Genomic DNA, 14,310 nt, shown 5'->3' with positions numbered 1-14,310 from the left:
TTTTTGTAATGGTCTCGTTTGCTTCCTCCCGCCCGGAGACCGCCGTCGCACCCGCGGCCGGCGAACGTTCTCCGTTTGCGCGCCTGACGGAGCTGCTCGCGCCCTATCAGCCCGGACAAAAGCTCATCAACCTGTCGCTCGGGGAACCGCAGCACCCGATCCCCCCGTTCGTTGGCGAGGTGCTGGCCAGAAACCTTGCCGATTTCGGACGCTACCCTGCTTCCAACGGCATTCCCGCCTTTCGCGCCGCCGCCGCCGACTGGATGTCGCGGCGCTATCGCCTACCCCGCGCACTCGATCCCGACAGCGAAGTGCTGGCGCTCAACGGCAGCCGCGAGGGACTGTTTCATGCGGCGATCGCTGCGGCCGCCCATGTCGGTCCGCGGAGCGGCACGCCCGCGATCCTGATGCCGAATCCGTTTTATCCGGCCTACGCTGCAGGTGCGCGCGGCGCGGGCTGTGAAGTGGTGTTTCTTCCCGCAACGCGCGCGAACGGCTTCCTGCCCGATCTCGACGCGCTCGACGAGAAATTGCTGGCGCGCACGGTCGCGTTCTATCTCGCCTCGCCCGCGAATCCTCAAGGCGCGGTCGCGACGCCCGCTTACTTCGCGCGACTGAGCGAACTCGCACGCCGCCATGGCTTCATGGTGCTGAGCGACGAATGCTATTCGGAGATCTACACCCGCACGCCGCCCGGCAGCATTTTGGAAAACGCAGGCACCGACTTCAAAAACGTCGTCGCCTTCCAGTCGCTCTCGAAACGCTCGAACCTGCCCGGCCTGCGCGTTGGCTTCGTCGCGGGCGACAGGGCCTTCATCCGCCGCTTCCATGAATGGCGCAATGTCGCGGCACCGCAGGTGCCGATGCCGCTGCAGCATGTCGCCATCGCCGCCTATCAGGACGAGGCGCATGTCGACGAGAACCGCCGCCTCTATGGGCTGAAATTCGATCACGCCGACACCATCCTCGGCACGCGCTTCGGTTATCGCCGCCCAGCGGGCGGCTTCTGCGCCTGGCTCGATGTCTCCGCGCATGGCGGCGACGAGCAGGCTGCGATCCGGCTTTTCCGGGACGGCGGCGTGCGGGTGTTGCCCGGCAGTTATCTTGCGCGCTCCGGCGCCGACGGCACGAACCCCGGCGCGGGCTATATCCGCCTCGCGCTGGTGCAGCCGGCTGACGTCACCGAGGAAGCGCTGAAGCGCATGGTGGCAGTATTGAACGATCACGAACCGCGGGGTTGAGGGCGGGACATGGCAATCGAACGCGTCGTTCCTCTGGTCGGACAATTGTCCGATCCCATTCGCGAGATGCTGATGCGGCGTCTGCGCGAACTGATCGGCCTTGCGGTCATCGTCTTCGCGGGCGTGGTCGCCGCCGCGCTGATGACATGGTCGGTGCAGGATCCGAGCCTGAGCCACGCGACTTCCGGCCCGATCCGCAACTTGATCGGCTGGCCGGGCGCGATCGGCTCCGACCTTCTGATGCAGATCCTCGGCCTCGGCACCCTCATGTTCGTGCTGCCGGTCGCGGTATGGGGCTGGCGGCTTCTCACCCATCGCCCGTTCGATCGCGAAGCGGTGCGCATCGGCTGCTGGATCCTGTGCGCCGTGCTGGCGGCCGGCTTTGCAAGCTGCTGGCCGCACAGCATGTCCTGGCCGCTGCCGACGGGGTTGGGCGGCGTGGTCGGCGATGCCATCGTGCGCGTGCCTGCGGTGATCTTCGGCCCGCCCGGCTTTCTGTATCGGCTTTGCCTCGGACTGTTGCTCGGCATCGGCGTGATCGTCACCTGCGCGATCGCTGGCGGCTACGGCGCGCGCGAAGCCGATCCGGAAGAGGATATCGCCTCCATCGAGGACGATGAGGAAACCTTCGAGGAAGAAGCCGCGCCCGGCCTGTTCTCGCTCGGCTTCTTCCTGCATGCCGCGATCAGCACCAAGGCGCGGATCGGCCGCGCCCTGAAGGCGTTGTTCTCGCTCGCGGTCGGCCGCAACGAAACCACGCGCGGCCATTCGTTCGAGCGTACCGAACCGACGTTGCGCGGTCGCGCAGCACCCTCGCTGGTGCCGGCTGACGAGGAAGACTTCGACGACGAATACGAGGACGAAGAGGAAGAAGAGGAGGAGGACGAGGAGCCGGCTCCGCGCAAGCGCGCGGCGAAAGCCTCGAAGCCGTCTTCACGCAAAGCCTCCGCCTTCACATTGCCGCCGATCGGGGTACTCACCGCGCCCAAGGCGTCCGATCGCCTCACGCTCAGCAAGGACGAACTGGAAGAAAACTCCCGCGCGCTGGAGACCGTTCTGCAGGACTTCGGCGTGCGCGGCGAGATCGTGAAAGCAAGCCCCGGACCGGTGGTGACGCTTTACGAACTCGAACCTGCGCCCGGCATCAAATCGTCGCGCGTCATCGGCCTTGCCGACGATATCGCGCGCTCGATGAGCGCCGTCTCCGCACGTGTCGCGGTCGTCTCCGGACGCAACGCCATCGGCATCGAACTGCCGAACGTCAAGCGCGAGACGGTTTATCTGCGCGAGTTGCTCACCGCGAAGGAAGCGACCGGCAGCACCGCCAAGCTGCCGCTGTGCCTCGGCAAGACCATCGGCGGCGAGCCGGTCATCGTCGATCTGGCACGCATGCCGCATCTTCTGATCGCGGGCACCACCGGCTCGGGCAAGTCGGTCGGCATCAATACCATGATCCTGTCGCTGCTCTACCGGCTGCGGCCCGACCAGTGCCGCCTCATCATGGTCGATCCGAAAATGCTCGAACTCTCCGTCTATGACGGCATTCCGCATCTTCTGACGCCGGTCGTGACCGATCCGAAGAAAGCCGTCGTCGCGCTGAAATGGGCGGTGCGCGAGATGGAGCAACGCTACAAGAACATGGCGAAGCTCGGCGTCCGCAACATTGACGGCTACAACACCCGCGTCGCCGAGGCGAAGGCCAAGGGCGAGGAGTTGACCCGCACCGTCCAGACCGGCTTCGACAAGGAGACCGGCAAGGCGATCTACGAGGAAGAAAAGCTCGAACTCGAACCGCTGCCCTATATCGTCATCATCGTCGACGAGATGGCCGACCTGATGATGGTCGCCGGCAAGGACATCGAAGGCGCGGTGCAACGCCTTGCGCAGATGGCGCGAGCCGCGGGCCTGCATGTCATCCTCGCGACGCAACGTCCGTCGGTCGACGTCATTACCGGCACCATCAAGGCGAACTTCCCGACCCGTATCTCCTTCCAGGTGACGTCAAAGATCGACAGCCGGGTGCTTCTGGGCGAAATGGGCGCCGAACAACTGCTCGGCCAGGGCGACATGCTCTACATGGCGGGCGGCGGACGCATCAGCCGTGTGCACGGCCCGTTCGTGTCGGACGAGGAAGTGGAAAAAATCGTCCGGCACCTCAAGACACAAGGCAGCCCGGAATATCTCGAAGCGGTCACCGCCGAAGAGGAGACCGACGAGGACGGCAATGCGGTGTTCGACAACACCAGCATGGGCGGTGGTGGCGAGGGCGATCTGTTCGCGCAGGCGGTTGCGATCGTCAAACGCGACCGCAAGGCTTCCACGAGCTACATCCAGCGCCGCTTGCAGATCGGCTACAACAAGGCCGCCACGCTGATGGAACGGATGGAAGAGGCCGGCATCGTGGGGCAGGCCAATCACGCCGGAAAACGCGAGATTCTGGTGCCCGAGGAGGAAGGTTTTTGAGCGCGGCAGGACAATGGGCCGTGAAAACGCCATTACTCGCCGCTAGACGTGCAACCGAGGTTCCTCGTCCCGCAGGACCTTCCTTGAAACATCAGAACGGCCTTCTCTTTATGTCCCGCATTCCCGCTTTTGCGAACTGGCAGCGCGTCACGCTCGCAGCCCTTTTCGTGGCCGCGTCAATCGCGCAGGCGCAGGCTGTGCCGCTGCCGCGCCCCGCTCCGAAAGCGCGCAACATGCAGGTTGCAGCGTCCGAGCCGCCAACACCCGCACCGCCTGCCACCGTCAACGACGCGCCACGGCAGCAGACATCCGAGCCGATGCCCAATCCGATCATGCCAGCGCTGAAGAAGCTGTTCGGCGGCAGCGACAACAACCCGGCCTCCAGGGTGCAGGCGTTCGACGCCAACCAGCGCGCGCTTGCGGACAAGGTCAGCGCCTATCTGTCGTCGCTGCAAAACCTGTCGGGCAATTTCGTTCAGGTCGGGCCCGACGGCAGCCGCACCACCGGCAATTTCTATCTGCAGAAGCCCGGCAAGATCCGTTTCGAATATGACGATCCCTCGCCGATCGCGCTCGTCGCCGACGGCACCAGCGTGATCGTACGCGACCGCAGGCTGGCGACGCAGGATGTCTATCCGCTGTCGCAGACGCCGCTGCGCTATCTGCTCGCCTCGAAACTCGATCTGCTCAGGGACACCAACGTCACGAGCATCAGCGCTGACGATCTCTATGTCAGCATCACCATCGAGGAGAAACAGGCGGTGACCGGCACCAGCCGCCTGACGCTGATGACCGGCGTCAAGGATGGCAAGCTCAAGCAATGGACGGTGACCGATCCGCAGGGTTACGACACCACCGTGGCCGTCTACAATCTCGACACCGCTAAGAAGCTCGATCCGGCGCTGTTCAAGATCGACTACACCAATTACCAGGGCGGCTCGAACTGAGCGCTGCGCTTCCAGCCGCAGGCTTTAGACATCCCGCTTCAACTATGCGATAAGGCGCGCCTCGCCCTCTCGCATCGTCTCATGCCCTTCACGATCACCACCTGGAATATCAATTCCGTCCGCCTGCGCATTGATCTGGTCGCCAAGTTTCTGAAAAGTCGGCGGCCCGATGTGCTGTGTCTGCAGGAAACCAAGTGCATCGACGATGCGTTTCCGCTGAAGCGCTTCCAGCGGCTTGGCTACGAGCACATCGCGCTGAACGGACAGAAGGGCTATCACGGCGTCGCCATCGTCTCGAAGCGTCCCTTCGTTTCGAAAGACGTGCGCACCTTCTGCGGCAAGATCGACTCGCGCCACATCTCGGTCGCGTTCGGCGACAGCGCGGGTCTTGCCGCACCGCTGGTGCTGCATAATTTCTACGTGCCAGCCGGCGGCGACATTCCCGACCCGGTCGCCAATCCGAAATTCGAGCACAAGCTCTCGTTCCTGGATGAGATGGCCGATTGCGCGCCGCTCCATCCGCAGAGCGATGCTCGTCATATTCTTGTCGGCGATCTCAACGTCGCACCGCACGAGCACGACGTGTGGTCGCACAAGCAGCTTCTCAATGTCGTCTCGCACACGCCGGTGGAATGCGAAAAGCTTCTCGCCGTGCAGGCTCGTGGAGGCTGGGTCGACATCGCGCGCCAGCGCATTCCGATGGACGAGAAAGTCTACACATGGTGGAGCTACCGTGCCGCCGATTGGACCGTGGGCAATCGCGGTCGCAGGCTCGATCACATCTGGGTCTCGCCCGCGCTCGGCGACAAGGTCACCGACTTCAAGATCCTGCGCGACGCGCGAAGCTGGGAACGCCCTTCCGACCACGTGCCGGTGACGGCAGTGCTGGATATTTAACGCACGTTCTTTTGCGAAAAAATCAAACCAGCTTCGACGTCAGGCGCGCGATCGCACTGGTCGCCGCGTTGGTGCGCTCGGCGAGATCATCGCGAATACGGCGCGCCGCCTCGGGATGGCTTTCCAGCACGCGCTGATACAGCGTGCGCGACACCCGAACCACTGTGGAATGTTCCAGCGCGGTCGCCGTCGCAGGCCGGCGCATGTCGATAATCAACGCGAGTTCGCCGATCAGTTCGCCCGCGCCTACCACCACTTCGGGACCACCCTCCGCGGTGACACGAAACGACCCGCGCCGGATCACATAGCCGGCGTCGGCGATATCGTTCTCGTGAAACAGCACGTCGCCATAACCATAGTCACGCTGCTCCGCACCAATCGCCAGCACCTGCAAGGCAGACATGCCAAGCAGGTTCAGCGCCGGCACGCGGGCTAGCAGAGCAATATCGTCTTCAATCGACATAAGGTCCCGGACTATGGCGGCCTGCGGGGCCGCGACGCGAACCCCGCATCATGCTATGCCACAAATCAGGGGACAAGTTTGTAGCCGCCCGACTCTGTCACCAGAATTTCGGGATTGGCGGCGTCCTTTTCGATCTTCTGGCGCAGGCGATAGATGTGGGTTTCCAGCGTGTGCGTGGTGACGCCGGAGTTGTAGCCCCACACTTCCTGCAGCAGTGTCTCGCGCGTCACCGGCTGCTGGCCCGCGCGATAGAGGAAGCGCAGGATCGCGGTTTCTTTTTCGGTGAGCCGGACTTTCTTGGCGTTGGCGCCGGTAAGCATCTTCGAGCCGGGACGGAAGCTGTAAGGTCCGACCGTGAACACCGCGTCCTCGCTCGCCTCGTGCTGACGCAACTGCGCGCGAATTCGCGCAAGCAGCACGGCGAAGCGGAACGGTTTGGCGACATAGTCGTTCGCCCCCGATTCCAGCCCGAGAATCGTATCGGATTCGCCATCGTGCCCGGTGAGCATGATGATCGGCGCCTTGAAGCCGCTCTTGCGCAGGCCGCGAACCACTTCGCGCCCGTCGGTGTCGGGCAGGCCGACATCCATCAGCACGAGGTCGGGCGCTTCGGTTTTCGCCGCATGCGCGCCTTTCGCCCCGGTCTCGGCAGCGGTCGGCTCGAACTCTTCATGCAAGGCGAGCTGCTCCATCAGCGCCTCGCGCAGATCGTTGTCATCGTCCACGATCAGGATCTTGCGAGCGGTGGGCATACATCCAATCCTTTGAGATTATTGAAATAAGAATCTCGACCAAAGACGCTGAACCGGGGCAAAACGATGTCCGGCATAGCATTTGACGCTTACGACGCAAGATAGGAGTTCGGCGTATTCATGAGAAGCCGAGCCAATACATATACTTATCACACAAACCTGCGTGATGCACCGGTGGCGGAAATCATGATCCGCACGGCCGCTGGAAACCGCAAGCGCGGCTGGCTCCGGCTTGACGGCCGGATCATCCCGGTGGCGCTGGGGCGCGGCGGCATCCGCACCGACAAGCGCGAAGGCGACGGCGGGACGCCGCGCGGGGTGTTTCACCCGCTACGGCTGTGGTGGCGGGACGATCGCCACGCACGGCCGCGCACGGCATTGCCGGTACGCCGCATCACCGCCACCGACGCCTGGTCGGAAGATCCCGCCGACCGCCGCTACAACCAGCCGATCAAAATCAGGGACGACGAGCCCGGCGACCGGCTGCGGCGCGAGGATCATCTCTACGATTTCATTATCGAGATCGACCACAACACGCGCCCGAGGATTCCGGGACGCGGCAGCGCGGTGTTTTTGCATCTGGCGCGCAAGGATTTCGCACCAACCGCCGGATGTGTGGGCATGACGCGCGGAGCAATGCTGCGGTTGCTGGCGCGGATCGGGCCGGAAACGCGAATCGTGATCGATTGAGTGCGCCGATAAAATCTATCGTTTCCCGAAAATCGCGGAGCCAACGCGGATATGGGTCGCGCCGAACTGAATCGCGATTGGAAAATCAGCGCTCATGCCCATCGAGAGAAGCTTCAAGCCGTTGCGCTTCGCGATCTTCGCAGTCAGCGCGAAATGCGGCGCGGGCGCTTCATCCACCGGCGGGATGCACATCAGGCCGGAAATGGTGAGGCCGTAACGCTCGCGGCAGGCGACGAGAAAATCATCAGCCTCCGATGGGATGACGCCCGCCTTCTGCGGCTCCTCGCCAGTGTTGATTTGCACGAACAATAACGGAATACGTTCCCGTGATTTGATTTCCTTGCTTAACGCTTCGCAAATGCTGGGACGGTCCACTGAGTGGATCGCGTCGAACAGCATCACCGCCTCGCGCGCCTTGTTGGACTGCAAGGGGCCGATCAGATGCAGCTTGAGATCCGGCGCAGCCTCTTTCAGCGGCGGCCATTTCGCTTTCGCCTCCTGCACGCGGTTTTCGCCGAACACCCGCTGACCCGCTGCAATGACAGGCGAAATCGCGTCAGCATCGAAGGTTTTCGAGACGGCGATCAACTCCACCGACGCGCGATCGCGCCGTGCATCGGCGCAGGCGCGCGCGATCTCGCGCTCGACGGCGTCGAGACCGCTTGGTGAATCCTGCGTTACCAAAGATGCTTTACGGTCGGTCATCATCCCTCGCAAATCCGACGGCAGATAGAAGTTAGATCAAACTTTATCGGATCGGAAAAACTCTTCTTGAGGCCTTTGCCCTACGAGTCTCCGCCGGGGACAGGGAAGAGCATGCCAAATACCAGTTTCGTCAGGGGCACGTCAAAAATAAAGACGCTTGTCGGCATCCGTGCCCGCCTGATCCTGCTCGCGCTGATTCTCGTCGTTCCGATGATGTTCGACCGCGTGCGGCTGCTTGAGGAAAGCCGCCAGCAGCAGATCAAAATCGCCAGCAATGAACTGACCGAACTCGCGCGCCACACCGCGGATGCGCAGCGCGAAATCATTCTCACCGTTCAGGCTGTGCTGAAGTCCTCGGCCTTCATCTACGGCTCGGCGAGAACGCCGGAACGGGCCTGCGAGATGCTGCGCGCCAGCATGCGCTCGGACCTGCCCTGGATCAGAAGCATTTCGGTGGTGGATGATTCGGGAACCATCTCCTGCTCGACCTCCGATCGTGTCGTCGGCATCAACCTCGCCGACCGCGAGTATGTCACTCGCGCGCGGAACGCGAAAAGCTTCATCGTCAGCGACTACATCTTCAGTCGTGCGGCCAATCTTCCGACGCTGATGACGGCCTTGCCAATCTCGAATTCGCTCGCCGGCGCGCATGCGGTGATGATCGCCGCGATCGACCTGAAATGGATTTCCGAATTGATGAGCCGCCGCACCCAGCGCCAAGGTCTTTCGGCCCTGCTCGTCGACACCAACGGTACTGTCCTGGCGGCATCGCGCCTTGAAGACGAGCAGATGATCGGCAAGCCGCTTCTGGAACAGAAGCTGCTCACAGCGGTGACGAATCACGAGAACAGCAATGCGACGGATTCCGGATCGCTGCTCTTTCATTCCGAGGAAGGAAAGAAGGAGATCACCTTCGCCCGCGTCGACGGCACCCGGGCGCGCATGATCGTCTCGATCAACGAAAGCGAAATGCTCGGCAGTATCGACCGCAGCATCCACACCGCCTACATGCAGCTCGGGCTGCTGGTGCTGTTCGCTCTGCTCGGCGGCTGGCTTGCGGGCGAACGGCTGATCATTCGTCCTATCAGCATCATCACAAATCTCGCCGATCGGGTCGGCCAAGGCGACCTCTCATCGCCGGAATCCGACATCCGGCTGCCGCCCGAATTCCAACCGCTCGCAACGGCCTTCGGCCGCATGGCAACGCAATTGCGCGAACGCGAGCGCGAACTCGTCGCCACCAACGACCGCCTCCGCGTGATGGCCTCGGTCGACATGATCTCCGGCCTCGCCAACCGCCGCGGCCTGCAGAGCCGGCTCGAATTCGAATGGAAGAAGGCCGAGCAGACCGGCGGTCCGGTGTCGCTCATCATGATCGATGTCGATCACTTCAAGTTGTTCAACGACACCTATGGTCACCTCGAAGGCGACAAGTGCCTGCGTCAGGTCGGCGAGGTGCTGGCGGCGATCGCGGGCGAGGTCGCGGGCTTCGCCGCGCGCTACGGCGGCGAGGAATTCTGCCTGCTGCTGCCCAGGACCGACGGCATCGCCGCAATGGAGATCGGCGAACGTGTCCGCGCCGCGGTCGAGGCTCTGAATGTTCCGCACAGCACGAGCACTTTCCAGCGGGTCACCGTCAGCGCCGGCATGGCCGCCGTGGCGCCGGGCCAGGCCTCCTCGGTGCAGGACCTGATCGAGGCGGCGGACGCGGCCCTCTATGTCGCCAAGCATCGCGGACGGAACAATGTGGTCGCCCACGCCCTGATCCGCTCGGACGAAAAGCCGCTGTCTCTGGCGAGCTGAGCCGACAGGGCGGCCCCGCGCCGCGCTTTGAGGCAGTTTCCTCAACCGCCGAAACCCTTTATGAGATGGTCAGCTTTTCTCCTCCGATGCAGGCCGTCTTATCCTTATGAGCACTGAACGCTACAACGCCCGCGAGGCCGAACCTCGCTGGCAGCAGATCTGGGACGAAAAAGGGGTTTTCGGCTCCCGCAACGACGATCCTCGCCCGAAATACTATGTGCTGGAGATGTTCCCCTACCCGTCGGGGCGCATCCACATGGGCCACGTCCGCAACTACACCATGGGCGACGTGGTCGCGCGCTACCGCCGCGCCAAGGGCCACAACGTGCTGCATCCGATGGGCTGGGATGCATTCGGCATGCCGGCGGAAAACGCCGCGATGCAGAACAAGACGCATCCGGCGAAATGGACCTACGAAAACATCGCCACGATGAAGAAGCAGCTCAAGTCGATGGGGCTGTCGCTCGACTGGGCGCGCGAGATCGCGACCTGCGATCCCAAATACTACAAGCACCAGCAGCGGATGTTTCTCGATTTCCTGAAATCGGGACTGGTCGAGCGCAAACAGTCGAAGGTGAATTGGGACCCGGTCGACCAGACCGTACTCGCCAACGAGCAGGTGATCGACGGCCGCGGCTGGCGGTCCGGCGCACTCGTCGAGCAGCGCGAACTGACGCAATGGTTCTTCAAGATCAGCGACTATTCGGAAGAATTGCTCGCCGCGCTCGACACATTGGACCGCTGGCCCGACAAGGTGCGGCTGATGCAGCGCAACTGGATCGGCCGCAGCGAGGGCCTCCTGGTGCGTTTCGCGCTCGACGGCAAAACCGCTCCGAACGGCGAAAGCGAAGTTGAGATTTTCACGACGCGCCCCGACACGCTGTTCGGCGCAAAATTCGTAGCGCTCTCGCCGGATCATCCGCTCGCGGCCGAGGCGGCGAAATCGAATCCCGAACTCGCAAGCTTCATCGAGGAGTGCCGCCGTCACGGCACCGCGCAGGCGGAAATCGACACCGCCGAGAAGATGGGCTTCGACACCGGCATCCGCGCACAGCATCCGTTCGACGCGAACTGGCAGTTGCCGGTGTACGTCGCGAATTTCGTGCTGATGGATTACGGCACCGGCGCGATCTTCGGCTGCCCCGCGCACGACCAGCGCGACCTCGACTTCGTCAACAAATACGGGCTCGGCAACACGCCGGTGGTCTGTCCCGAAGGACAGGACCCGAAAACCTTCGTCATCACCGACACCGCCTATGACGGCGACGGCCGCATGATCAATTCGCGCTTCCTCGATGGCATGACCATCGCGGCGGCGAAGGAAGAGGTCGCAAAGCGGCTGGAGACCGCGACGCTCGGCAACCGCACGGTCGCCAAACGTCAGGTGAACTATCGCCTGCGCGACTGGGGCATTTCGCGCCAGCGCTATTGGGGCTGCCCGATCCCGATCATCCATTGCGAGAGCTGCGGCATCGTGCCGGTGCCGGTGAAGGATCTTCCGGTGCAACTGCCGGACGACATCAATTTCGACCGCCCCGGCAATCCGCTCGACCGCCACCCGACGTGGAAGCACGTCGCCTGCCCGCAATGTGGTGGCCAGGCGCGGCGCGAGACCGACACGATGGACACGTTTGTCGACTCGTCATGGTACTTCGCGCGCTTCACCGATCCGTGGAACGAGAACGCGCCGACCACGCGCGCGGTCGCCGACAAGATGATGCCGGTCGACCAATATATCGGCGGCATCGAGCACGCGATCCTGCATCTTCTCTATTCGCGCTTCTTCACCCGCGCGATGAAGGCCACCGGCCATGTCGGCATCGACGAGCCGTTCGCCGGCCTGTTCACGCAGGGCATGGTGGTGCACGAGACCTACAAGAAGGCCGACGGAAGCTGGGCCGCACCGAGCGAAATCAGCATCGAGGGCATGGGCGATGCCCGCCGCGCCACGCTGCTCGATGGCGGCGCGCCGGTCGAGATCGGCTCGATCGAGAAGATGTCGAAGTCGAAGCGCAACACCATCGACCCCGACGACATCATCGGTACCTACGGCGCCGATACCGCGCGCTGGTTCATGCTCTCCGATTCGCCGCCCGACCGCGACGTGATCTGGAGCGAGGAAGGCGTGCAGGGCGCGAACCGCTTCGTGCAGCGGGTGTGGCGTCTGGTGAATCTCGCCGCGCCGCATCTGCCGAAAGCCGCTGCCGCTTCCGGCGGCAACGGCGATGCCAAACCGTTGCGCGCTGTTGCCCACCGCACGCTGGCCGACGTCTCCCAGGCTATTGAGCGGCTGCGCTTCAATACCGCCATTGCCAAGCTCTATACCTTCGTCGGCTCGCTGGCCGAGGCGATCGACGATCCCCGGCTGAAGACCGACCCGGCCTGGGCCGGCGCCGTCCGCGAGGCGATCGACATCCTGCTACGGATGATTTCGCCGATGATGCCGCACCTCGCCGAGCAATGCTGGGAGGTGATGGGCGGCGAGGGGCTGGTCTCCGAGGCGGCCTGGCCGAAAGCCGATCCGACGCTGTTGCTCGAGGACTCCATGACGCTGCCGGTCCAGATCAACGGCAAGAAGCGCGCCGATGTCACGGTCGGCCGAAATGCGCCGAATCCGGAAATTGAGGCTGCCGTTTTGGCCCTTGATGCGGTAAAAACCGCCCTTGCCGGGGCGACCCCCCGCAAGATCATCGTGGTTCCGCAAAGGATCGTGAATGTCGTGGTTTAATGCCCGCATCGCCGTGCGGCTTGCAGCTATTGCCCTGCTCGGGGCACTGACCGCCGGCTGTTTCCAGCCGATGTATGCGGAACATACCCCCAATGGTGGACCCGGCCTGCGCGAAAAGCTGCAGGAAGTCGAGTTCGTGCCGCTCAACGTCAGCAACGGCTCGCGCGAGGCGCGTCTCGGCGTCGCGATCCGCAACGCCATGATGTTCAGCGCCTATGGTTCCGCCACCGGCCTGCCACCACGCTACAAGCTGACGCTTCGGCTCTCCACCCAGCGGCTGTCGATCATCATCAATCCGACCACCGCGCGGCCCGATATCGAGAATTACGGCATCGACGCCACCTACGAGCTCCGCGAGATCGAGACCAACAAGCCGCTGATCAGCGGACGCACCACCGCGCGCGTGTCCTACGACATTCCGGGACAGGAACAGCGCTTTGCCCAGCAGCGCGGATTGCGTGACGCCGAAGACCGCGCGGCCAAGGAAATCGCAGACAACATTTCCACCCGTCTCGCCTCGTTCTTCTTCTCCAACATGTAACCGCGGCCGTGACGGCGCTGCGTGGCAAAGAGATCGATTCCTTTCTCGCCAAGCCAGACCCGGCGCGCCCGGTGATCCTGCTTTACGGGCCTGACGCGGGCCTCGTGCGCGAGCGCGCGGACGCGTTGCTTGCCTCGGCGGTGGACGATCCCAACGATCCATTCTCGATGGTGAAGATGGACGGCGACGAACTTGCCGCCGATCCCTCGCGCCTTGTCGACGAAGCGATGACCGTCCCGCTGTTCGGCGGCCGGCGCGCGATCCGGATTCGCGCGGGCTCGCGCAATTTTGCCAGCGGCATCGATACGCTCGCCGACATGCCGCCGAAGGACTGCCGCATCGTCATCGAGGCGGGTGAATTGCGACCCGACGCGCCTCTGCGAAAAGCGTGCGAGCGCTCCCGCACCGCCGTCGCGATCGCCTGTTACGCCGATACCGAGCGCGACCTCGCCCGCCTGATCGACGAGGAATTGCGCACCATCGGCGCGACCATTTCTTCCGAAGCCCGCGCCGCTTTGATCAGCCTGCTCGGCGGCGACCGCCAGGCCTCGCGCAACGAAGTGCGCAAGCTCGCGCTCTACGCTCATGGTGCGAAGGAAGTGACGCTGGCTGATGTCGCGGCCATCGTCACCGATGCCTCGGCGCTCGCGCTCGACCCGATCATCGACGGCGCCTTCGCCGGCAGGGTCGCGGTGATGGAAGGCGCCTACGCCAAGGCGATCGCGGCTGGCACCTATCCCGGCCAGATCATCGCCTCCGCTCAGCGCCACGCGGCGCAACTGCACAAGGCGCGGCTCTCGCTCGAAGACGGCCGTAGCGAAAGCGATGCGCTCGACGGCGGCTTCCCGCGGCTGCATTTTTCGCGCCGCACAGCAGTCGAAGCGGCACTGCGCAACCTCTCCTCCGAACGGCTTTTGCGGATCATCACGCTTCTGGCGGATGCAGCGCTCGAGATGCGCCGGCAAGCCGACCTCGCCGCCACCATCGGCCAACGGGCCTTGATGGCGATTGCGGTCAACGCGCGGCAGCGCGGTTAACCTTTCGTCGCACGGTGCGGCGCAGCACATTCAAAGTAATTGT

At 63.6% G+C, this 14,310-nt stretch carries 12 protein-coding genes; 9 read left to right on the top strand and 3 right to left on the bottom strand.

Annotated features, from left to right (window positions below):
- The first annotated feature begins 8 nt into the window (after nucleotides 1-8).
- The 4 genes from HMPREF9697_RS13670 to HMPREF9697_RS13655 all read left to right on the top strand — a co-directional run bounded on the left by HMPREF9697_RS13670 (nucleotide 9) and on the right by HMPREF9697_RS13655 (nucleotide 5,548).
- Entirely contained in the window at nucleotides 9-1,241 is a 1,233-nt protein-coding gene (locus tag HMPREF9697_RS13670; protein WP_002717824.1) for an aminotransferase class I/II-fold pyridoxal phosphate-dependent enzyme, read from the top strand.
- A gap of 9 nt (nucleotides 1,242-1,250) precedes the next feature.
- Nucleotides 1,251-3,704 (top strand): DNA translocase FtsK 4TM domain-containing protein, encoded by a 2,454-nt coding sequence (locus HMPREF9697_RS13665; protein WP_002717823.1) that lies wholly within the window; start codon nucleotides 1,251-1,253, stop codon nucleotides 3,702-3,704.
- A 110-nt stretch (nucleotides 3,705-3,814) separates the two neighbouring features.
- Nucleotides 3,815-4,651, top strand: a complete 837-nt coding sequence (locus HMPREF9697_RS13660; RefSeq protein ID WP_040307950.1) for an outer membrane lipoprotein carrier protein LolA — start codon at nucleotides 3,815-3,817, stop codon at nucleotides 4,649-4,651.
- Nucleotides 4,652-4,732: 81 nt separating this feature from the next.
- Entirely contained in the window at nucleotides 4,733-5,548 is an 816-nt protein-coding gene (locus HMPREF9697_RS13655; protein WP_002717821.1) for an exodeoxyribonuclease III, read from the top strand.
- A 22-nt stretch (nucleotides 5,549-5,570) separates the two neighbouring features.
- Here HMPREF9697_RS13655 and HMPREF9697_RS13650 read toward each other — a convergent pair whose 3' ends face one another.
- Together HMPREF9697_RS13650 and HMPREF9697_RS13645 are read right to left on the bottom strand one after the other, a co-directional pair.
- Nucleotides 5,571-6,011 carry a cyclic nucleotide-binding domain-containing protein gene (locus tag HMPREF9697_RS13650; protein WP_002717820.1) on the bottom strand — a complete coding sequence of 147 codons (441 nt, stop codon included), beginning with the start codon at nucleotides 6,009-6,011 and terminating at the stop codon, nucleotides 5,571-5,573.
- Between the two features lie 65 nt (nucleotides 6,012-6,076).
- Entirely contained in the window at nucleotides 6,077-6,763 is a 687-nt protein-coding gene (locus HMPREF9697_RS13645) for a response regulator transcription factor (RefSeq protein WP_002717819.1), read from the bottom strand.
- 120 nt (nucleotides 6,764-6,883) lie between these two features.
- Between HMPREF9697_RS13645 and HMPREF9697_RS13640 the strand changes: the two genes are divergently transcribed.
- Nucleotides 6,884-7,453, top strand: a complete 570-nt coding sequence (locus HMPREF9697_RS13640) for a L,D-transpeptidase family protein (protein ID WP_002717818.1) — start codon at nucleotides 6,884-6,886, stop codon at nucleotides 7,451-7,453.
- Nucleotides 7,454-7,468: 15 nt separating this feature from the next.
- Here the strand turns inward: HMPREF9697_RS13640 and HMPREF9697_RS13635 are convergent, their stop codons facing one another.
- Nucleotides 7,469-8,158 (bottom strand): YggS family pyridoxal phosphate-dependent enzyme, encoded by a 690-nt coding sequence (locus tag HMPREF9697_RS13635; protein ID WP_040308279.1) that lies wholly within the window; start codon nucleotides 8,156-8,158, stop codon nucleotides 7,469-7,471.
- Nucleotides 8,159-8,269: 111 nt separating this feature from the next.
- Here HMPREF9697_RS13635 and HMPREF9697_RS13630 point away from each other — a divergent pair, with 111 nt between their 5' ends.
- From HMPREF9697_RS13630 to holA, 4 genes are all read left to right on the top strand, one after another.
- Entirely contained in the window at nucleotides 8,270-9,961 is a 1,692-nt protein-coding gene (locus HMPREF9697_RS13630; protein WP_002717816.1) for a sensor domain-containing diguanylate cyclase, read from the top strand.
- 106 nt (nucleotides 9,962-10,067) lie between these two features.
- Nucleotides 10,068-12,689: a leucine--tRNA ligase gene (gene leuS / locus HMPREF9697_RS13625; RefSeq protein ID WP_002717815.1), complete on the top strand. Its 2,622-nt coding sequence runs from the start codon at nucleotides 10,068-10,070 to the stop codon at nucleotides 12,687-12,689.
- A complete protein-coding gene (gene lptE, locus HMPREF9697_RS13620) occupies nucleotides 12,676-13,230 on the top strand; it encodes an LPS assembly lipoprotein LptE (protein ID WP_002717814.1) in 555 nt (184 codons plus the stop codon). The genes leuS and lptE overlap by 14 nt, the downstream gene beginning before the upstream one ends.
- Nucleotides 13,231-13,238: 8 nt before the next feature.
- Nucleotides 13,239-14,267, top strand: coding sequence for a DNA polymerase III subunit delta (holA, locus tag HMPREF9697_RS13615; RefSeq protein ID WP_002717813.1), 1,029 nt, complete (start codon nucleotides 13,239-13,241; stop codon nucleotides 14,265-14,267).
- Nucleotides 14,268-14,310: the final 43 nt, after the last annotated feature.

The organism is Afipia felis ATCC 53690 (genome assembly GCF_000314735.2).
Lineage (GTDB): Bacteria > Pseudomonadota > Alphaproteobacteria > Rhizobiales > Xanthobacteraceae > Afipia > Afipia felis.
Note: the sequence above shows the minus strand (reverse complement) of the source record. Positions and strands in the feature narration are given on the sequence as shown.